This is a genomic window from Murinocardiopsis flavida (genome assembly GCF_003014485.1).
In the GTDB taxonomy this organism is placed as follows: domain Bacteria; phylum Actinomycetota; class Actinomycetes; order Streptosporangiales; family Streptosporangiaceae; genus Murinocardiopsis; species Murinocardiopsis flavida.
In genome coordinates this window covers 66,857-86,496 of sequence record NZ_PYGA01000022.1, presented here as the reverse complement: position 1 = coordinate 86,496, position 19,640 = coordinate 66,857, and the positions used below count along the sequence as shown (strand labels likewise).

The following is a 19,640-nucleotide window of genomic DNA, read 5'->3' as shown; positions in this document are numbered from 1 at the left end:
TGGGTTGTTCGCACCGGGTCGTTCTCCTGTGGACCATTGTGCGCCGCCGCGCCGCTACTCGACGGCCCCCGCCGGCCCGCCGCCCTGCCCGAGCTGGCGGGAGATGTCGCCCAGCTGCGCGAGCCGCTGCTCCATGGGCGGGTGGGTGGCGAACAGGGTGCTGATGGAGAACCCCTTCTTGGAGGTGGCGGGGGTGAAGAAGAACGCGTTGAACGGCTCGGCCTTGCGGAGGTCGTTGCTGGGGATCCGCGCCATGTCGCCGGTGATCTTGGTGAGGGCGCTGCCGAGGGCCGAGGGGCGCCCGGTCAGGTAGGCGGCGGCGCGGTCGGCCGACAGCTCCCGGTACCGCGAGAGCGCCCGGGTCAGCACGAAGCTCAGCGCCCAGACGATCGCGCTCACCAGCACCACGGCGAGCGCGATGAGGGCGGGGTTGTTCTGGTTGTTGCGGCCGCCCCCGCCGAACGCCACGAACCGCAGGCCCATCTGGGTGAGGAACCCGGCGATGATGCCGAGGAACCCGGCGATCGTCATGACCATGACGTCGCGGTGCGCGACGTGCGACAGCTCGTGCGCAAGCACGGCCTCGAGTTCGGCGTTGTCGAGCCGCCGCAGGATGCCGGTCGTGGCGCAGACCACGGCGTTCTTCTCGTTGTGGCCGGTGGCGAACGCGTTGGGGACGTCGGTCTGGGCGATGGCGACCTTCGGCTTGGGCATGTCGGCCATGGCGCACAGCCGGTCGATGATCGCATGCAGTTCGGGCGCCTGCTCGGGGGTGACCTCGCGGGCCCCCATCGAATACATGGCGATCTTGTCGGAGCCGAAGTACTGGAACGCGGCGAAGCCGAGGACCACCACCAGGACGAGCCACCACGGCATGCCCACAACGATGAGCGCCGCGATGAAGATGATGTAGACCAGGAGCAGCAGCCCCATGGTCAGCACCATGCGGTTGGTCAGCCCCCGGTCGGGGATGAACTTCGAGCCTGCCACGTTGCACCGCCTTTCACCGCATACAACGGTCCGCTCCGGTGCGCGGTTCCGTACAACGGACGAGTTTATGCAGGTGGTGGTGTGATAAATCCGAAACACGCTGGAGGGAACCGGCCCGCGGCGGCAGTGGAGGCGGCGACGGCCGCCGTGGTCGGGACCACGGCGGCCGTCGGAACCAGCTTCGCCCGGGAAAACAGCCGCGCCTCCGTGCCGGACGCGCGGACCGGTGTCTCAGTTCGGTCCGGGGATGAGCCCCTCGTCGCCGAGCATGGCGCGCACCTCCTCCATGCCGGCATCGGCATGGGGAAGGATGAACTGCGACGGCTCAAGGGAGTCGGGCGGCAGCGGCTTGCCGTCCTGACGCACCTTGCCGAGCAGCTCGTGCAGCGCCTGGCGGAAGGTCTCCTCGTTCCCCGACTCGATCGCCGCCTCCAAGGTGGCGTCGAAGGTGTTGAGGACGCCGAGGTCGGCGTCGGAGAGGTCGAGCTGACCCTCTCCCATGATCCGGACGATCATGCCCCCTCCCCCTGGCGGTAGGGCTGCACCTGGCCGGAGTTGGTCGACCCGTTCTGGCCGCCCTCGATCTGCGGGGCCGAACCGCCCCCGCTGCCCTGGCCGATCTCCTGCTTCATGCGCTCCAGCTCCAGCTCGACCCCGCTGGTGCTGGCCATGCGGTCGAGCTCGGACTGGATGTCGTCCTTGCTGCTGCCGGTGACGTCGTCGAGCGCACCGGAGGCCAGCAGTTCGTCGACCGCCCCGGCACGGGCCTGCATCTCGGCGGTCTTGTCCTCGGCCCGCTGCACCGCCATGCCGACGTCGCCCATCTCCTCGGAGATGCCCGAGAACGCCTCGCTGATCTGGGTCTGGGCCTGGGCTGCGGTGTAGGTGGCCTTGATGGTCTCCTTCCGGGTGCGGAAGGAGTCGACCTTGGCCTGGAGGCGCTGCGCGGCGAGGGTCAGCTTCTGCTCCTCGCCCTGCAACTGCTCATGCTGCTGACGCAGGCCGTCGATCTGGGAGTCGAGGCCGGACCGGCGCGTGAGGGCCTCGCGCGCGAGATCCTCGCGGCCCTGTGTGAGCGCGGCCCGGCTCTGGGTCTCCAGTTTCCCCGACTGGGTCTGCAACTGCTGGATTTGCAGTTCCACCCGCTTCCGCGAGGTGGCGACGTCGGCCACACCCCGCCGGACCTTCTGGAGCAGTTCGAGCTGCTTCTGGTACGAGTAATCGAGGGTCTCCCTTGGATCCTCGACATTGTCCAGGGCCTTGCTGGCCTTGGACTTGAAAATCATCGAAAGTCGCTGAAACACGCTCATCGGCGCGGCCGTCCTCTTCTCGGTCCGTATCGGCTGTTCCCAGCAGGCGCTGGACCAAAGCCTACGCGCTACGGCGAGCGGTCGCCATGAAGGGCCGACCGGCTACCCTGAAGGGGTGTTCCGACGTCGTTCCGCTTCCGCATCCGAAGAGCAGGCCCAGCCCGGCTCTGTTGACACCGAGCCCGCAGAGGCCGCCCAGCGCAAGGGGTATACCCCGAAGAAAGGGGCGGCAACGCCCAAGCGCAGGGAGTCCGAACAGAGCCTGCGCCGCCCGCTGAACGCCCCGCAGACCCGCAAGGAGGCGTACCGCCAGTACCGCGACCGCCAGAAGACCCGCGACAAGCGGGTCCGCGAGGGCTACGCCAAGGGCGACGACCGCTACTACCGGCGCCAGGACCTCGGCCCGGCCCGCGCCTACGCGCGCGACGTCGCCGACTCCCGGCGCAGCATCAGCGAGTTCTTCCTGATCTTCTCGCTGGTCATCATCGTGGCGCTGTTCGTGCTGAGCCCCGAGTACCAGCTCATCGTCAGCTACGTCATCTGGCCCGTCATGCTCGTCACCATGCTGTTCGAGGGCTTCCTCATCAGCCGCAAGGTGAAGAAGGCCGCCGTCGTCCTCTACCCCGAGGACGACAACCTCCGCGGCGTCGGGTTCTACGCGGCGATGCGCCAGCTCCAGATGCGGAAGCTGCGGCTGCCGAAGCCGGTCGTCAAGCCGGGCGACAAGGTCACCCCCCGGCGCTGATCCGGCGCCGGCCCCGGGGCACCGCCCTCTTTTCGACGGCCCCCTGACGGCCCCCTTCGGTTCGGCGGCGGTGCGGTCTCCGGGCGCCCGCGCCCCTGTCAGGGTCGGGCCCCGATCGCACGCCGTGCGCGGCCCCGCGGCGCGACCCTGTCAGGGACGACTCAGGGTCGCGGCCGCGCCGCGGGCCGCACGCCCCGGCGAGGTCAACGGGCTCGACCGGGCCCCGTACCGCGGCGAACGGCCGGGCTCACCCCTCGGCGAGGCTCATGGTGTAGACCGCCGTGGCCTCCTCCAGCAGGGTGACCTTCTCGGCCCCGCCCTCCTGCACCTCGCGCCAGTGCTCGCCGAGCCAGCTCTCGGCGTCGCCGCGCGAGGTGAACGACTCGTCGGGGAATTGCCCGGCGTCGAGAATGCCGCCGTCCGCCGCCTCATACCGCCAGGTCCACGCCATGGTCCGCCCTTCAGCGCCGTCACGATCGTCCTGCCGGGCAGCCTAACCGCAGCGTCCGCCGATGTGGGGCATGTTGCGATCGTCACATTTGTTCACATGCGGGGTGCTTCCGGCCGGTTCCGGCCGGGGTCGTGCGCGCACACCGCCCGGGGGCCTGGACCGATGGCGGGCCACCCCGCAGCCGCGCACTCCACGCCGCTGCCGCCGGCGCCCCGGCCGGGCGCCGGGCCCCGCACGCGGGCCGACTCACCCGGTCTGCCGTGTCCACCGGCACGTCACAAGGGCTAGCATCGACACCGTGAGCACGCCGCTGTCAGTCACCTCAGAGTCCCCAAGTTCGCTCGACGTCGACGCGGTCGTCGTCGGTTACCACTCAGGCTCCGACGGCCCCGAGCCCGCGTCGGGCGCTCGCGACGTCGACGCCGCGTTCCCCGGCGGCCTCGCCGCCACACTCGCGCTCCTCGGCGCCCGCGGCGCGGCCGAGGAGGTCCGCACGGTCCCCGCGCAGGGCGTCCTCAAGACCCCCGTCGTCGTCGCCGTCGGCCTCGGCCCCGCGGGCGAGATCGGCACCGCCGCCATCGCGCGCGCCGCGGGTGCGGCACTGCGCACCGTCGAAGGCAAGGCCCGCGTCGCGGTCGCGCTCCCGGCCGAGTCCGCCGAGCAGGTCGAGGCGGCCGCCACCGGCGCCCTCCTCGGCAACTACGCGTTCGACCGCTACCGCACGGGCGACGACGTCGACAAGCGCGCCCAGGCGCTGCTGGTCGTCAGCGCCGCCGACGGCGCCGACGACGCCGCCGCCCGCGCCGTGATCGTCGCCGAGTCCGTGAACCTCGCCCGCGACCTCGTCAACACCGCCCCCGCCGACCTGCACCCCGAGGACCTCGCCGGAATCGCCGAGGAGGTCGCCCGCGACCACGGCCTCCAGGTCGAGACCCTCGACGAGCAGGCGCTCGCCGACGCCGGATACGGCGGCATCGTCGGTGTCGGGCAGGGCTCCGCGAACCCGCCCCGGCTGGTCCGCCTCTCCTACAGCCACCCCGACGCCACCAGCACCATCGCGTTCATCGGCAAGGGCATCACCTTCGACTCCGGCGGCCTTTCCCTCAAGCCGGCCGGCGCCATGGACTGGATGAAGGCCGACATGGGCGGCGCAGCGGCGGTGCTCTCGGCGCTGCGCGCCATAGCCGGGCTGCGGCCGGCCGTGAACGTCGTCGGCTACCTCGCCATCGCCGAGAACATGCCCGGCGGCGGCGCGCAGCGGCCCTCCGACGTGCTCACCATGTACGGCGGCAAGACCGTCGAGGTCCTCAACACCGACGCCGAGGGCCGCCTGGTCATGGCCGACGCCCTGGTGCGCGCGCACGAGGACGGTCCCGACCTGATCGTCGACGTCGCCACCCTGACCGGCGCGCAGCTCGTCGCCCTCGGCACCCGGGTGTTCGCGGTCATGGCCAACGACGACGGCGTGCGCGACTCCGTCGCCGCCGCCGCGGCCGAGGCCGGCGAGGACGCCTGGCCCATGCCGCTCCCCGAGGAGCTGCGCAAGGGCCTCGACTCCGCCGTCGCCGACATCGCCAACGTCGCCGGCGAGCGCTGGGGCGGCATGCTCAGCGCCGGCGTGTTCCTCAAAGAGTTCATCGAGGACGGCGTCGACTGGGCGCACCTCGACATCGCGGGTCCCGCGTTCAACCAGGGCGGCGCCCACGGCTACACCCCCAAGGGCGGTACCGGATCGGCCACCCGCACGCTCGTGCGCATCGCCGAGCGCGCCGCACAGAACTGAATATCCGCGCGGCCGGGCAGCCGTTGACTTCCGCGCCCGGCCGCGCGCACGACGTCACACCCGCATATTCGCAATCAAGGAGTGTCCAAACCCGTGAGTGAGAGCGGCGGCACCTTCGACCTCGTCATCCTGGGCGGCGGCAGCGGCGGCTACGCAGCCGCCATACGAGCATCCGAGCTGGGCCAGAGCGTCGCCCTGATCGAGAAGGGCAAGCTCGGCGGCACCTGCCTGCACTACGGGTGCATCCCGACCAAGGCGCTGCTGCACTCCGCCGAGGTCGCCGACAGTGCCCGAGACAGCGAGAAGTTCGGTGTCAAGGCCGAATTCGGCAGCATCGACATCGAGGGCGTGCACAAGTACAAGGACAAGGTCGTCAACGGCCTGTTCAAGGGGCTCACCGGCCTGCTGAAGTCGCACGGCATCACGGTCGTCGAGGGCGCGGGCCGGCTCACCGGCACCGACGAGGTCACCGTCGACGGCGCCGTCTACAAGGGCCGCAACATCCTGCTGGCCACCGGTTCCGAGCCCAAGACCCTCGGCCTGGACATCGACGGCGAGAAGGTCATCACCAGCTTCGAGGGACTGACCATGGGGAGCGTCCCCTCGTCGGTGATCGTGCTGGGCGGCGGCGTCATCGGCGTCGAGTTCGCCAGCGTGTACCGCTCCTTCGGCGCCGAGGTGACCATCGTCGAGGCGCTGCCGCACCTGGTGCCCGCCGAGGAGGAGTCAAGCTCCAAGCTGCTGGAGCGCGCCTTCCGCAAGCGCGGCATCAAGTACGAGCTCGGCAAGCCGTTCGAGAGCGTCAAGACCACCGGCTCCGGCGTCAGCGTCACCCTTGAGGGCGGCAAGACCCTGGAGGCCGAGGTGCTGCTGGTCGCCATCGGCCGCGGCCCGGTGTCGAAGGACCTCGGCTACGAGGAGGCCGGGGTCCGGCTGGAGCGCGGCTTCGTCATGGTGGACGAGAACCTGCACACCGGCGTCGGCAACATCTACGCCGCGGGCGACCTCATCCCCACCCTCCAGCTCGCCCACGTCGGCTTTGCCGAGGGCATCTTCATCGCCGAGCAGATCGCCGGGCTGAACCCGCCGGCGATCGACTACGACGGTGTCCCGCGGGTCACCTACTGCGAGCCCGAGGTCGCCTCGGTCGGCATCACGTCCAAGACCGCCAAGGAGCGTGGGCTCGACATCGTCGAGATGAACTACAACCTCGGCGGCAACGGCAAGAGCCAGATCCTCCAGACCCAGGGCGCCGTGAAGGTCATCGCCGAGAAGGACGGCCCCGTCGTCGGCGTGCACATGGTCGGCGCGCGCGTCGGCGAGCTGATCGCCGAGGGCCAGCTGATCTACAACTGGGAGGCGCTGCCGTCGGAGGTCGCGCAGCTCATCCACCCGCACCCGACCCAGTCCGAGGCGATGGGCGAGGCCCACCTCGCCCTGGCCGGCAAGCCGCTGCACGTCCACGACTGACACGCGGTGGGTGGGCGGGTGCCGTACGGCACCCGCCCACCCACCGCCTCCCAGCGTTCCACCCGTTCACAAGTAGGGACCCATGCCGACATCCGTACCAATGCCTGCGCTGGGCGAAAGCGTCTCCGAGGGCACCGTCACCCAGTGGCTCAAGCAGGAGGGCGACACCGTCGAGGTCGACGAGCCGCTCCTTGAGGTGTCGACCGACAAGGTCGACACCGAGATCCCCTCGCCCGTCGCGGGCGTGCTGACCAAGATCCTCGTCGGTGAGGACGAGACGGTCGAGGTCGGCGCCGACATCGCGGTCATCGGCGAGAACGGGGACTCCCCCGCTCCCGAGGCGGACACCGGGTCGGCCGCCGCCGACGAGACCACGCCCGAGCCGGAGAACGACCCCGCGGAGTCCGAGCAGCCCGCTCCCGCCGCGCAGCAGGAGCCCGAGCCGGCACCCGAACCGGAACCGGAACCGGCCCCCGCGCCGGAGCCGGCGAAGGCCGAGCCGGCGCCCGCGCCCAAGGAGCAGCCGCGCGAGGACCGCGCCGGCGGCGCCTCGGTCGACATCGAGACGGTCAGCGGCACCGGCCGCTCCACGGGCACCGACGCGCTCACCGAGGGCTACGTCAGCCCGCTGGTGCGCAAGCTCGCCTCGGAGCAGGGTGTCGACCTGAACCGGGTCGAGGGCACCGGTGTGGGCGGCCGCATCCGCAAGCAGGACGTGAAGGACGCGGCGCGCAAGCAGCAGGAGCGCCCCGCCGCCCCCGCTGCGGCGGCACCGGCCGCGGCGCCGCGCACGGCGGCCGCCGACCCCGCGCTGCGGGGCCGCACCGAGCAGATGTCGCGGCTGCGGCAGACCATCGCCGAGCAGTCCGTGGAGTCGCTGCGCACCTCCGCGCAGCTCACCCAGGTCATCGAGGTCGATGTCACCGGGATCGCGGCGCTGCGCGAGCAGGCGGCCGAGCAGTTCGCCGCGCGCGAGGGCGTGGAGCTGTCGTTCTTCCCGTTCTTCGCGCTCGCGGCGGTCGAGGCGCTGAAGGCGCACCCCAAGCTGAACGCCGTCATCGACAGCGAGAAGCACGAGGTGACCTACCACAGCATCGAGAACCTCGCGGTGGCGGTCGACACCGACCGCGGCATGCTCGCGCCGGTGCTCAAGGACGCCGGGGACCTCAACCTCGGCGGGGTCGCACGCAAGGTGGCCGACCTCAGCGAGCGGGCGCACACCGGGATGCTCAACCCCGACGAGCTGAGCGGCGGGACGTTCACCGTCACCGACACCGGTGCCGACGGCGCGCTGTTCGAGACGCCGATCATCAACCAGCCGCAGGTGGCCGTGCTGGGCACCGGGGCGGTCGTCAAGCGCCCGGTGGTGGTCGAGGACCCGCGCCTCGGCGAGGTCATCGCGGTGCGCTCCATGGCGTACCTGGCGCTGAGCTACGACCACCGGCTGATCGACGGCGCCGACGCGGCGCGGTTCCTCCAGACCGTGCGGGAGCGCCTGGACGAAGGCGCGTTCGAGGCGGAGCTGGGCCTGGCCTGAATGGCCTGAAAAGGCGTGCCGCGGGCCGTGCGGGGGTGCGCCCCCGTGCGGGCCGCGGCCCGCCGCGGTTCGCGCCGAAGGCGGCGGAACGTGAGTGGGGCGGGGCCCGTTTCCGGGCCCCGCCCCACCTTTCACCCCACCAATCACCATCCCCTGATGATCCCCATCATCAAAGGTGTGTGCGCCGACGGCGGACCGCCGACCGGACGGCGGCACTAACGACCAGTGCCGCGTCCAGTACATACGGTAGTACCTGCGGGCGACTCCTTGCAGCGGTTTCCCGGCAGAAAATCGGCGCGATTCCGCCGCCGGCCGCACATCGACCGATCAACGGGGTAGCACTGGCCTCATGAGAATCGCGATCACCGGCTCGTCCGGACTGGTGGGCTCGGCCCTGGCCCGTTCCCTGCGCGCGTCGGGACACGACGTCCTGCACCTGGTGCGACGGCCCGCGCGCACGGTGTCCGAGGTGACCTGGGACCCCGGCGGCGGCTATGTCGACTCCGGCCGCCTGGCCGGGTGCACGGCGGTCGTCCACCTGGCGGGGGCGTCCATCGGCCCGGCGCGCTGGACCGCCCGGTACAAGCGGCGCATCCGCGACAGCAGGGCGTCCGGCACCCGCACGATCGCCGCGGCGCTCGCGGCGATGGCGGAGCCGCCGCGGCTGCTCTCCGGCTCCGCAGTGGGCTTCTACGGCGACACCGGCAACCACGCGGTGACCGAGACCGCGGACCCCGGGCAGGGCTTCCTCGCCGACGTGGTGGTCCTGTGGGAGGGCTCCACGGCGCCGGCCGCCGATGCGGGGATCCCGGTCACCCTGCTGCGCAGCGGCATCGTGCTGGCGGCCGAAGGCGGCCTGCTCGGGACCGTGCTGCCGCTGTTCAAGGCCGGGCTGGGCGGGCGGCTCGGGAGCGGCACCCAGTACATCAGCTGGGTCGCGCTCGCCGACGAGGTCGGCGCCATCCGGTTCCTGCTGGAGCACCCCGAGATCGACGGGCCGGTGAACCTGACCGCGCCGGAGCCGGTGACCAACGCCGCGTACACCGCCGCCATCGGGACGGCCCTCGGCCGCCCCACCCCGCTGCCGGTGCCCGGCTTCGCCATGCGCGCCGCGCTGGGCGGGTTCGCCGACGAGGCCGCGCTCGTGAGTCAGCGGGCCGTGCCGCAACGCCTCCTGGACGCCGGGTATTCCTTCACGGCCCCCGACATCGGCAGTGCGCTATCCGACATCGTCTGAGCGGGGGCGCCGGGCGTAAGGTGGGATGTGTGAGTGAGCTCGTCAACGCCTGGCTCGGCGACACCCCGGTCCCCTACCACGAGGGCTGGGAGCTCCAGCGGCAGGTGCACAAGCGCCGTGCCGCCGACCAGATCCCCGACACCGTCCTGCTGTTGGAACACGAGCCGGTCTACACCGCCGGCAAGCGCACCGGCCCCTGGGACCGCCCGGTGGGCGATCCCGGCGCCCCCGTCGTCGACATCGACCGCGGCGGGAAGATCACCTGGCACGGGCCCGGGCAACTGACCGTCTACCCCATCGTGAAGCTGCGCGACCCCATCGACGTCGTGGCCTACGTCCGCATGCTGGAAGAGGCGCTCATCCGCGTCATCGCCGAGTACGGCCTCACCGGCACGCGGGTCGAGGGGCGCACCGGCGTGTGGCTCGCCGCCGACCCCGAGCGCGGGCTCATCGAGCGCAAGGTCGCCGCCATCGGCTGCCGGGTCGCCCGCGGGGTCGGCATGCACGGCTTCGCGCTGAACTGCGATCCCGACCTCGGCTGGTACGACCGCATCGTGCCGTGCGGCATCACCGACGCCGGGGTCACCAGCCTCACCGCCGAACTCGGCCGCAGGGTCGCCGTCCGCGACGTCCTCGCCGCCACCGAGCGGCACCTCGCCGACGTCCTCGGCGCCGAACGCCCCGTCCACCGCGACGGATACCCTGAACTGCCGGAATACCGTGAACTCGCCGATGCGTGACCAATCACCCGTACGCACCGGACCACCCCACAAGGGACTACGAAAGGAAGGGGCTCGCGTTGACCGTCGCTCCTGAGGGCCGCAAGCTCCTGCGGGTGGAGGCCCGCAACAGCGAGACACCCATCGAGAAGAAGCCGCCGTGGATCCGCATCAAGGCGAAGATGGGGCCCGAGTACACCGAGCTGCACAACCTCGTCAAGAGCGAGGGCCTGCACACGGTGTGCCAAGAGGCCGGCTGCCCGAACATCTTCGAGTGCTGGGAGGACCGCGAGGCCACGTTCCTCATCGGCGGCAACTCCTGCACCCGGCGGTGCGACTTCTGCCAGATCGCCACCGGTAAGCCCATGGCGTTCGACCGCTCCGAGCCCATGAAGGTCGCCTCCTCGGTGAAGAAGATGGGGCTGAAGTACGCCACCGTCACCGGTGTCGCCCGCGACGACCTCGACGACGGCGGCGCGTGGCTGTACGCCGAGACCGTCCGCCGCATCCACAAGTACAGCCCCGGCACAGGCGTCGAGCTGCTGATCCCCGACTTCGACAACGACCCCGACCAGCTCGCCGAGGTGTTCGGGTCGCGCCCCGAGGTCCTGGCGCACAACGTCGAGACCGTGCCGCGGATCTTCAAGCGCATCCGGCCGGGCTTCCGCTACCAGCGCTCCCTCGACGTCATCACCAACGCCCGCGAGGACGGCCTGGTGACCAAGTCCAACCTGATCCTCGGCATGGGCGAGAACCGCGCCGAGATCAGCGAGGCGATGCGCGACCTGCACGAGGCGGGCTGCGACCTGCTGACCATCACCCAGTACCTGCGGCCGTCCAAGCTGCACCACCCCATCGACCGGTGGGTGCGGCCCGAGGAGTTCGCCGAACTGGGCGCCGAGGCCGAGGAGATCGGGTTCGCCGGGGTCATGTCGGGGCCGCTGGTGCGCTCCTCCTACCGGGCGGGGCGGCTGTACCGGCAGGCCGCCGAGAAGCGCGGCCTCGCTGTCACCGCGGTGTCGGTGGACGCCTGACGCCGCGGACCGACGACCGCGACCGCGACCGCGACCGACGACAACGTGATCAAGCTGGAACGGCTGCCGACGGCAGCCGTTTCACGTTCGGTCCCCTGTACGCCGTAAGCTGGGACGTATGGCGAAGAAGCCCAAAGACTCCCAGAACACCCCGGCCGCCGCCGGGAAGGGCGGTTCCGAGAAACCGCCCGGCCGGATCAAGCAGATCCGCATGGTCGGCAAGCTGGTGCACCAGAAGAGCCCCAAGACCATCCCGATCGCCGTGGCGATCTTCCTCGCGGTCTTCGGGCTCGCCATCGCCGGCGGTTTCCTGTTCGGCGGCGGGTACAGCTGGCTCTACTGGGGGCCGCTCGGCTTCATGGTGGCGTTCCTCCTGGGGTTCGTCTACTTCACCCGCGCCGCGTCCCGCGTGCAGTACCAGATGCTCGACGGCCAACTCGGCGCGGGCATGGCGGTCCTCCAGAACCTGCGCGGCGACTGGTCAGTCGACCCCGGTGTCACCGGCAACCGCAACATGGACGTCGTCCACCGCGCGGTCGGCCGCCCCGGCGTGGTCCTGGTCGGCGAGGGCGACCCCATCCGGCTGCGGTCGCTCATCGGCGCCGAGAAGAAGCGCATCTCCCGTGTCGCGGCGAACACCTACATCTACGACGTCCAGGTGGGTCACGGCGACGGCCAGGTGAAAATCGCCGACCTCCAGAAGCGCATGATGAAGCTGCCGCGCAACCTCGACAAGACCGAGGTCGCCGAGCTGCGCTACCGGCTCAAGGCGCTGCCCGCGTCGATGCAGATGCCCAAGGGGCCCATGCCCAAGGGCGTGAAGATGCCCAAGGGGCCCAAGGCCCAGGGCTGACCCTCCGCTGTCGGCGAAGGCCCCCGCCGCGGCGGGGGCCTTCGCCGTTCCCGTGGGCGGGAGCGCGCGGCGGCTGCGGGGCGCCCGCCGGGGCGACGTTCACCGGCGGAGCGCCGCTCAGATGCGCACGGCCGGGGGCCGCTCAGATGCGCACGGCCAGAGGCGGCTGCGAGGCGCGCTGTCAGATGCGCACGGCGATGGTGCCCGCCGCGCGGTCGTGCAGGCCGCGCTGGTCGCGGTCGTAGACCACGGCGGGGATCACCAGGCACAGCAGGACGGTGCGCAGCAGCACGGCGGCCGGCCAGAAGAGGGCGCGCTCACCTGTGGGGGCCAGGCCGATGCCGACCAGCCGCTTGCCGATGGTGGTGCCGAACAGCGAGAGCAGGACGACCCCTTGCACGGCGAAGATCAGCAGGGCGAGGTTTGCGGCGTCCTGGCTGCCGGGCGCCGCGAAGAACGACGCCGCACCGAGGCTCAGCAGCCAGTCGAAGAAGAGCGCCGCGAAACGGCGTCCGAAACCCGGGACGGAACCCGGCCCCGCCGGCGGCATACCGTAGCGGTTGCCGCGGTAGCTGTACTCGGTGTCGTCGCCCTTGCCGGTGGGCGCCGGCGCGTGCTCGCCTGTTGATCCCATGCTCCTACGGTAATGCGCCCCCGGCGGCCGTCCGCCCCGGTCGGCGTCCCATCGGCGTCGCCCCCCGTGGGAGATTGTGACCTGCGGTGATGTTCATTATGGTGACCACGGGGAAGGCGCCGCTGTCCGTAACGTGGGCGAAACATTGGAGACACGGCTCGGAAATCGGCCCCTCTTAACGTCAAGGCCGTAGCCGAGAGATGGCGCCTGCCACGGACCAGCCCGAGGATGTGCGGCCCGCTCGCGCGATCTCTGCCATCTGCACGGAGGTAACCCTTGTTCAGCAGCGCCGAAGAGGCCCTGGCATTCATCCGCGACGAGGACGTCCAGTTCCTCGATGTCCGGTTCACCGACCTGTTCGGCGGTGTCAACCACGTCACGGTCCCCGCCGAGAACGTCACCGAGAAGACGTTCACCGAGGGCCAGATGTTCGACGGCTCGTCGATCCGCGGCTTCCAGGCGATCCACGAGTCCGACATGCTGCTGCTGCCCGACCTGAGCACCGCTGTCGTGGACCAGTTCCGCGAGTTCAAGACGCTCAACGTCACGTTCTTCGTGCACGACCCGTTCACCCTGGAGTCCTACAGCCGCGACCCGCGCAACGTCGCCCGCAAGGCTGAGGCGTACCTGCGCAGCACCGGCATCGCCGACACCGCGTTCTTCGGCCCCGAAGCCGAGTTCTACATCTTCGACGACGTGCGCTTCGAGACCAAGGCGAACTCCGGCTACTACGCCATCGACTCCGTCGAGGGCGCCTGGAACACCGGGTCGGCGCTCGAAGGCGGCAACCGCGGCTACCGGCCGCGCTACAAGGGCGGCTACTTCCCGGTGGAGCCGGTCGACCACTACAGCGACCTGCGCTCCCGGATGGTGCGCGCGCTGATCGACGCCGGCATCGAGGTGGAGCTCCAGCACCACGAGGTGGGCACCGCCGGCCAGGCCGAGATCGGCATCAAGTTCGGCACCCTGCTCCAGGAGGCCGACCGCGTCCAGCTGTACAAGTACGTGGTGAAGAACGTCGCCAACGCCGCGGGCAAGACCGTCACGTTCATGCCCAAGCCGCTGTTCGGCGACAACGGCTCCGGCATGCACTGCCACCAGAGCCTGTTCAAGGACGGCGAGCCGCTGTTCTTCGACGAGACCGGCTACGCCCAGCTGTCCGACACCGCGCGCTACTACATCGGCGGCCTGCTCAAGCACGCTCCGGCGCTGCTGGCGTTCACCAACCCCACGGTGAACTCCTACCACCGCCTCGTGCCGGGCTACGAGGCCCCGATCAACCTCGTGTACTCCCAGCGCAACCGCTCCGCGTGCATCCGCATCCCGATCACCGGGTCCAACCCCAAGGCCAAGCGCCTGGAGTTCCGGGTGCCCGACCCCTCGGCAAACCCCTACCTGGCGTTCTCCGCGATGCTGATGGCGGGGATCGACGGCATCAAGAACAAGATCGAGCCGCCGGAGCCCCTCGACAAGGACATCTACGAGCTGCCCGCCGAGGAGGCCGGCTCCATCGACAAGGTGCCCGCGTCCCTCGACGCCGCCCTCACCGCCCTCGAAACCGACCACGAGTTCCTCCTCGAAGGCGGCGTGTTCACCGAGGACGTGCTGGCCACCTACATCGACTACAAGCGCACCGAGGAGATCGACTCCCTCCGCCTCCGCCCCCACCCCCGCGAGTTCGAGCTCTACTACGACATCTAGCAGAGCCGCTCCCTGAGCTGCGACGGAGCCCGGACACCGGGCCCGCGCACACGGGGCGCACATCCCGGCGACAAGAGGCCGCGACCGCCCAAGGGCAGCCGCGGCCTCTCGCGTGAGTGGGCGCGCGGGGGCGTGCGGGGTCGGAGTGGGCGAAGGGGCGGCGAAGGCCGGTGGTGGGGTGGCGGTGGGCCGGAGTCCGGTTGGATCGGGTCAGGTGCGCGGGGGTCGGCCCGTCCCCTGGGCGGCCTTGCCGCCCCGCAGACGGACCGTCGCCGAGAAGCCGAAAGCCCACCGCGATTGAGGGAACACTTTCCCTCTAGATCAGCGGGGGAATGCAGGGGAGTTGGATTTCGAGAAGGGGATCGCTGCCACGGCCACCCGATACCCCCGCTACGTCGAAGGTTGCCGTCGCGATTGCGAAGCATCCGCGACGGTAGCCAACCCCCTTCTCCCCAGGACACCAGGGGCGTCCCGCCCACGCCCTTCTCCCGAGAGCACCGGGGCCGCGCCGCCCGACTCCTTCTTCCGAGGACGCCGGCACTCCACCCGCGGCCCTCAGACGCGAGCCCTGGATTCAGGTGTTGGGCGGTTCCGGATGGGGCGGTGCGGCGTCGAGGGTATTGAGGGCGGACTGCCAGCGGGCGCGGCGGGCGGCGGGCGGCAGCTCCCACCAGGGTGTGCCCCGCTCCCCCAGTCCCTCCTTCGCGGCCTGGACGCGAGCACGCGCCGCGCGCTCCCCTGCCGGGTCGGCGGCGCGGCGAGCGGCGCCGACGGCCCGGCGCGCGGACATGAGATGGCGGACCAGGCGGTCGCGTACCGCCTCGGACAGCAGTGGGTCGGCGGCCCGCCAGCGGCGTCCGGCGATCAGGACGAAGCGGCCGTCACCGGTGCGCTCGGGTGTGCCCACACCGTCCCCGCTGCCCTGCTCGGGAGGCCCCGAACCCACCGCCTATTGCCCTAGCCGGCAGGTCGCGAACCCGCCCCTCGGAATGTCCCGAAGCCGCCGTGCGGTCCTGTTCGGGACACGGCCCCGTGCGCTGTCCGGGAGATCTCGAACCCGACCCGCTGCACCGCGCACGAGGTTCGCGGAACCGTCCCCGGAACCCCACTCGGGAGGTCCCTGAACCAACTCCGCAACTCCGTTCGGGACGTCCCGGAACCGACTCCTCGTCCCGATTCGGGGAGCCGCGAAACCGCGCTGCCGCCCCTTTCCTGAGGTCTCGACCATGCCCCCTTTCCCGGGTCCCGAAAGCGCACCCGCGGGCGGTTCGGGGCATCCATCGCACATGGCAAAATCCCTGCCATGGCACTCATTCCCGCGCACACAGCGGTTCTCGCGCTGCACTGGCAGGTCAACGTCATCGAGCCCGGCGGCTTCTTCGGACCGCTCCTCAGCGGGCCGGTGGAGCAGAGCGGGGTGGTGAAGCGGGCCACGCGCTTCCACGCCGATGCCCGCACCGCCGGGGCGGCGATCGTCTACACGCGGTTCACCATCCCCGAGGACGAGGGCGGCCTGGTGCGCAACACCGGCTTCATGAACGCGGTCGGCGACGCCCAGGAGAACTTCCGCCCGGATGCCCCCGGTTCGGCGCTCATCGCCGCCATGGCGTCCCAGGGCGAGGACGACCGGGTGGTCGACAACCAGAAGCTGTCCGGTCTGGCAGGCAACGACCTTCCCACGGACCTGACGCTGCGCGGCATCAACACCCTTCTGGTGACGGGCGTGGCGACCAACCTCACCGTCGAGCAGACCGCGCGCCACGCGACGGACCTCGGGTTCACGGTGCACGTCGTCGCCGACTGCGTGGCCGCGGCAAGCCCCGAGGTGCACGAGTCCTCGCTCGCCAACCTCGACCTGACCACCGCCGGGCGGCTGAACGCCGACGAGGCGCTCGGACTCCTCACCGGCTGAGCGCCGAGAAAGCGCTCGGGCTCCTTACCGGCTGAGCGCCGACGAAGTGTTCGGCCGCCTCACCAGACAAACGCCAAGGACTCCCGCGGGCTTCTCGCCGGCTGAGCCCCGCGGGTCGGGCCGTGCGGGGCTACGGTTGTGGGCGTGGTGGCACACGAGACGTTCCAGAGGACGGCCGGCTCCCTCGCGCGCAGGGGCTTCAGCGACGGGAGCCGGGCGCTGCGGCTCCTGGACGAGGCGGGGTTGGACCCCGAGGGCGACCCCGGGCACCTGAGGATCATCGCGGCGCTCAGCGCCGCGGCTGATCCCGACCTCGCCCTGCTGGGGTTCGCCCGGCTGGCGGAGTCCGACGACTCCCCCGCCGAACTGCGGGCCGCCCTCATCGACCACCCCGACCTGTGCGCGCGGCTCACCAAGGTGCTGGGGGCCAGCTCGGCGCTCACCGATCACCTGGTCCGGCATCCCGGCGACTGGCGGGAGCTGCGCGGCGCCGACGCCGCCCGCGCGCCGAGCGCCGAGGAGCTGCGGTCCGGCCTGCTGCACCTGGTCGGGGCAGATCCCAACGACACCGCGCCCACTGCCGCGCCCACCGCCGCGGCCGACTGCACCGACCCCGAAGGACTCGCCCACACCCTGCGGGTGGCCTACCGGCGCCGGGTGCTGCGGCTCGCGGGGCGCGACCTCACCGACCGGTGCACGGTCGACGAGGCGTCAGCGGAGCTCGCCGACCTCGCGGCCGCCGTCCTGGACGCCGCTCTGGCCATCGCACGGGCCGAGCACGCCGAGGACGCCGCGCTGTGCCGCCTCGCCGTCGTCGGCATGGGCAAGTGCGGCGGCAGGGAGCTCAACTATGTGAGCGACGTCGACGTGGTGTTCGTCGCCGAGCCGGCCGAGGGGGTCGAGGACGCCCAGGCCGCCCAGCGCGCGGCCGCGCGGCTCGCCGCGGCGCTGATGCGCATCCCCGGGGAGACCGACAGCGAGGGCACCCTGTGGGAGGTGGACGCCGCGCTGCGGCCCGAGGGCAAGAGCGGGCCGCTGACCCGGCCGCTCGCCGGGCACGTCGCCTACTACGAGCGCTGGGCCAAGACGTGGGAGTTCCAGGCGCTTTTGAAGGCCCGGCCCATCGCCGGGGACGCCGAGCTGGGCGCCGCATACATGGACGCGATCGCCCCGATGGTGTGGCAGGCGGCGAGCCGCCCCAACTTCGTGGACGACGTCCAGGCGATGCGCCGCCGGGTGGAGGCGCACATCCCCGCTGCCGAGGCCGACCGCCAGGTCAAGCTGGGTCCGGGCGGCCTGCGCGACATCGAGTTCTCGGTGCAGCTCCTCCAGCTCGTCCACGGGCGCTCCGATCCGACGCTTCGCGCGGGCGGGACCCTTGCGGCGCTCGACGCGCTGTCGTCCGGCGGTTACGTGGGACGCGAGGACGCCGCGGGGCTCTCGGCGGCGTACCGGTTCCTGCGCAGGGTGGAACACCTGCTGCAACTGTCGCGGCTGCGGCGCACCCACGTCCTGCCCGACGGCGCCACCCCCGAGGGCCAGGAGCACGTGCGCAGCCTCGGCCGGGCGCTGGGGTTCACCGCGAACCCGGTCACCGACCTGACGGCGGCGTGGCGGCGGGTCGCGGGCGAGGTGCGGCGGCTGCACGAGAAGCTGTTCTACCGCCCGCTGCTGAACGCTGTCGCGCGGCTGCCGGGTGCGGAGGCGCGGCTCACCGCCGACCAGGCCCGCGACCGCCTGGTGGCGCTGGGCTTCGCCGACCCGTCGGGGGCGCTGCGCCACCTGGAGTCGCTGACATCGGGGGTGACCCGGCGGGCGGCGATCCAGCGGACCCTGCTGCCCGTCATGCTGGGCTGGTTCTCCGCTGCCCCCTCCCCTGATGCGGGGCTCCTCGGGTTCCGCCAGGTCAGCGAGGCGCTGGGGCGGACCCCGTGGTATCTGCGCCTGCTGCGCGACGACGTCCGCGTCGCCGAGCGCATGGCGCACCTCCTCGGCACCAGCCGCTACGTCACCGACCTGCTGCTGCGGGCGCCCGAGGCCGTCGCCATCCTGGACGACGACGCCGACCTGGTGCAGCGCCGCAACGCGGAGCTCGCCGCCGAGGCCGACGCCGCGCTGCGCCGCCACGGCGACTCCGAGACCGCGGTGACGGCGGTGCGCGCGCTGCGCCGCCGGGAGCTGCTGCGCACCGCTGCCGCCGACCTGTTGGAGGTGACCGGGATCGAGGGCGTCGGCGACGCGCTCACCGCCGTCACAGCCATCACCATCGACGCCGCCCTGCGCACCGCGATCGCCCGTGTCGAACGCGAGCGCGGCGGCCCCCTGTGCACCCGCATCACCGTGATCGCCATGGGCCGGTTCGGCGGCAACGAGCTCAGCTACGCCAGCGACGCCGACGTCATGTACGTCCACGACCCGGTCGAGGGCGCCGAGACCGGGTCGGCGACGGAGAGCGCGAAGGCCGTCGTCTTCGAGTTGCAGCGGCTGCTGGAGCTGCCGTGCGCCGACCCCCCGCTGCGGTTGGACGCCGATCTGCGCCCCGAGGGCAAGAACGGGCCGATGGTGCGCACGCTCGACTCCTATGCCGCGTACTACGGCCGGTGGTCCTCGACCTGGGAGAGCCAGGCGCTGCTGCGCGCCGTCCCCGTTGCGGGCGATCCGGAGCTGGGCGCGCGGTTCGTCCGGCTCATCGACCCGATCCGCTACCCGGCGGGCGGCATCGAGGACGACGGCGTGCGCGAGATCCGCAAGCTCAAGGCGCGGATGGAGGCCGAGCGGCTGCCGCGCGGCGCCGACCCCACGCTGCACACCAAGCTCGGCAGGGGCGGCCTGTCGGACGTGGAATGGGTGGCGCAGCTCCTGCAACTGCGCCACGCCTACGAGCTGCCGGGCCTGTGCACAACGGGCACCCTGGACGCCCTGGACGTCGCAGCGGCGCACGGCCGCATCGACCCCGACGACGCCGCGACCCTGGAAGTGGCGTGGCGCCTCGCCGCCAGGGTGCGCGGCGTGGTCATGCTCGTCCGCGGCAAGGCCGGCGACTCCGTGCCGACGTCACTCCAGGACCGCACGGCGCTCGCGCTGGCGCTGGGCTACCGCAGTGAGGACGACGGCGAGGGAGCGGGCGAGCTCCTGCTCCAGGACTACCGCCAGGTGACCCGGCGGGCCCGCGCGGTGATGGAGCGGGTGTTCTACGACGACTGAGCGGGGCGGCCGGCCCCGCGGCCGTTGCAACGGTGCGGTCGGCACCGCTGCACGGCAGGG

Annotated in this window: 17 protein-coding genes; 11 read left to right on the top strand and 6 right to left on the bottom strand. The window is 71.7% G+C overall.

Annotation, left to right across the window (positions count from 1 at the left end):
- Positions 1 to 54: 54 nt before the first annotated feature.
- The 3 genes from htpX to CLV63_RS25895 form a co-directional block, all read right to left on the bottom strand.
- Entirely contained in the window at positions 55 to 990 is a 936-nt protein-coding gene (htpX, locus tag CLV63_RS25905) for a zinc metalloprotease HtpX (protein WP_106585826.1), read from the bottom strand.
- Positions 991 to 1,221: 231 nt separating this feature from the next.
- Positions 1,222 to 1,506, bottom strand: coding sequence for a PspA-associated protein PspAA (gene pspAA / locus CLV63_RS25900; RefSeq protein ID WP_106585825.1), 285 nt, complete (start codon positions 1,504 to 1,506; stop codon positions 1,222 to 1,224).
- Positions 1,503 to 2,300: a PspA/IM30 family protein gene (locus CLV63_RS25895; RefSeq protein ID WP_106585824.1), complete on the bottom strand. Its 798-nt coding sequence runs from the start codon at positions 2,298 to 2,300 to the stop codon at positions 1,503 to 1,505. Before CLV63_RS25895 ends, pspAA begins: the two co-directional genes overlap by 4 nt.
- 115 nt (positions 2,301 to 2,415) lie before the next feature.
- Here CLV63_RS25895 and CLV63_RS25890 point away from each other — a divergent pair, with 115 nt between their 5' ends.
- Complete coding sequence (locus CLV63_RS25890) at positions 2,416 to 3,045, top strand: DUF3043 domain-containing protein (protein WP_106585823.1); 630 nt, start codon at positions 2,416 to 2,418, stop codon at positions 3,043 to 3,045.
- Between the two features lie 247 nt (positions 3,046 to 3,292).
- Here CLV63_RS25890 and CLV63_RS25885 read toward each other — a convergent pair whose 3' ends face one another.
- Positions 3,293 to 3,496: a hypothetical protein gene (locus CLV63_RS25885; protein WP_106585822.1), complete on the bottom strand. Its 204-nt coding sequence runs from the start codon at positions 3,494 to 3,496 to the stop codon at positions 3,293 to 3,295.
- A 298-nt stretch (positions 3,497 to 3,794) separates the two neighbouring features.
- Between CLV63_RS25885 and CLV63_RS25880 the strand changes: the two genes are divergently transcribed.
- The 7 genes from CLV63_RS25880 to CLV63_RS25850 all read left to right on the top strand — a co-directional run bounded on the left by CLV63_RS25880 (position 3,795) and on the right by CLV63_RS25850 (position 12,129).
- Entirely contained in the window at positions 3,795 to 5,279 is a 1,485-nt protein-coding gene (locus CLV63_RS25880; protein WP_106585821.1) for a leucyl aminopeptidase, read from the top strand.
- 93 nt (positions 5,280 to 5,372) lie between these two features.
- Entirely contained in the window at positions 5,373 to 6,749 is a 1,377-nt protein-coding gene (gene lpdA, locus CLV63_RS25875) for a dihydrolipoyl dehydrogenase (protein WP_106585820.1), read from the top strand.
- Positions 6,750 to 6,849: 100 nt separating this feature from the next.
- A complete protein-coding gene (gene sucB, locus CLV63_RS25870) occupies positions 6,850 to 8,286 on the top strand; it encodes a 2-oxoglutarate dehydrogenase, E2 component, dihydrolipoamide succinyltransferase (RefSeq protein WP_106585819.1) in 1,437 nt (478 codons plus the stop codon).
- A 349-nt stretch (positions 8,287 to 8,635) separates the two neighbouring features.
- The gene (locus CLV63_RS25865) at positions 8,636 to 9,523 is read left to right on the top strand and encodes a TIGR01777 family oxidoreductase (RefSeq protein ID WP_106585818.1); all 888 of its coding nucleotides are present in this window, start codon (positions 8,636 to 8,638) and stop codon (positions 9,521 to 9,523) included.
- A gap of 29 nt (positions 9,524 to 9,552) precedes the next feature.
- Entirely contained in the window at positions 9,553 to 10,263 is a 711-nt protein-coding gene (lipB, locus tag CLV63_RS25860; protein WP_106585817.1) for a lipoyl(octanoyl) transferase LipB, read from the top strand.
- 59 nt (positions 10,264 to 10,322) lie between these two features.
- A complete protein-coding gene (gene lipA, locus CLV63_RS25855; RefSeq protein WP_106585816.1) occupies positions 10,323 to 11,276 on the top strand; it encodes a lipoyl synthase in 954 nt (317 codons plus the stop codon).
- Between the two features lie 118 nt (positions 11,277 to 11,394).
- Positions 11,395 to 12,129: a DUF4191 domain-containing protein gene (locus tag CLV63_RS25850; RefSeq protein WP_106585815.1), complete on the top strand. Its 735-nt coding sequence runs from the start codon at positions 11,395 to 11,397 to the stop codon at positions 12,127 to 12,129.
- Positions 12,130 to 12,310: 181 nt separating this feature from the next.
- On the opposite strand, the gene CLV63_RS25845 is transcribed toward CLV63_RS25850, so the two are convergent.
- Positions 12,311 to 12,763: an RDD family protein gene (locus CLV63_RS25845; RefSeq protein ID WP_245929056.1), complete on the bottom strand. Its 453-nt coding sequence runs from the start codon at positions 12,761 to 12,763 to the stop codon at positions 12,311 to 12,313.
- A 276-nt stretch (positions 12,764 to 13,039) separates the two neighbouring features.
- Between CLV63_RS25845 and glnA the strand changes: the two genes are divergently transcribed.
- Positions 13,040 to 14,464 (top strand): type I glutamate--ammonia ligase, encoded by a 1,425-nt coding sequence (gene glnA / locus CLV63_RS25840; RefSeq protein ID WP_106585814.1) that lies wholly within the window; start codon positions 13,040 to 13,042, stop codon positions 14,462 to 14,464.
- A gap of 574 nt (positions 14,465 to 15,038) precedes the next feature.
- Here the strand turns inward: glnA and CLV63_RS25835 are convergent.
- Positions 15,039 to 15,371, bottom strand: coding sequence for a hypothetical protein (locus CLV63_RS25835; protein ID WP_106585813.1), 333 nt, complete (start codon positions 15,369 to 15,371; stop codon positions 15,039 to 15,041).
- 396 nt (positions 15,372 to 15,767) lie between these two features.
- Here CLV63_RS25835 and CLV63_RS25830 point away from each other — a divergent pair, with 396 nt between their 5' ends.
- Complete coding sequence (locus CLV63_RS25830) at positions 15,768 to 16,376, top strand: cysteine hydrolase (RefSeq protein ID WP_106585812.1); 609 nt, start codon at positions 15,768 to 15,770, stop codon at positions 16,374 to 16,376.
- Positions 16,377 to 16,523: 147 nt separating this feature from the next.
- A complete protein-coding gene (locus tag CLV63_RS25825; protein WP_106585868.1) occupies positions 16,524 to 19,580 on the top strand; it encodes a bifunctional [glutamine synthetase] adenylyltransferase/[glutamine synthetase]-adenylyl-L-tyrosine phosphorylase in 3,057 nt (1,018 codons plus the stop codon).
- The last annotated feature ends 60 nt before the right edge of the window (positions 19,581 to 19,640 follow it).

Bases quoted from the DNA above. Each gene is read 5' to 3' on its own strand.
- pspAA (WP_106585825.1), bottom strand. From the start codon at position 1,506: ATGATCGTCCGGATCATGGGAGAGGGTCAGCTCGACCTCTCCGACGCC.
- CLV63_RS25895 (WP_106585824.1), bottom strand. From the start codon at position 2,300: ATGAGCGTGTTTCAGCGACTTTCGATGATTTTCAAGTCCAAGGCCAGC.
- CLV63_RS25885 (WP_106585822.1), bottom strand. From the start codon at position 3,496: ATGGCGTGGACCTGGCGGTATGAGGCGGCGGACGGCGGCATTCTCGAC.
- sucB (WP_106585819.1), top strand. From the start codon at position 6,850: ATGCCTGCGCTGGGCGAAAGCGTCTCCGAGGGCACCGTCACCCAGTGG.
- CLV63_RS25865 (WP_106585818.1), top strand. From the start codon at position 8,636: ATGAGAATCGCGATCACCGGCTCGTCCGGACTGGTGGGCTCGGCCCTG.
- CLV63_RS25850 (WP_106585815.1), top strand. From the start codon at position 11,395: ATGGCGAAGAAGCCCAAAGACTCCCAGAACACCCCGGCCGCCGCCGGG.
- CLV63_RS25845 (WP_245929056.1), bottom strand. From the start codon at position 12,763: ATGGGATCAACAGGCGAGCACGCGCCGGCGCCCACCGGCAAGGGCGAC.
- CLV63_RS25830 (WP_106585812.1), top strand. From the start codon at position 15,768: ATGGCACTCATTCCCGCGCACACAGCGGTTCTCGCGCTGCACTGGCAG.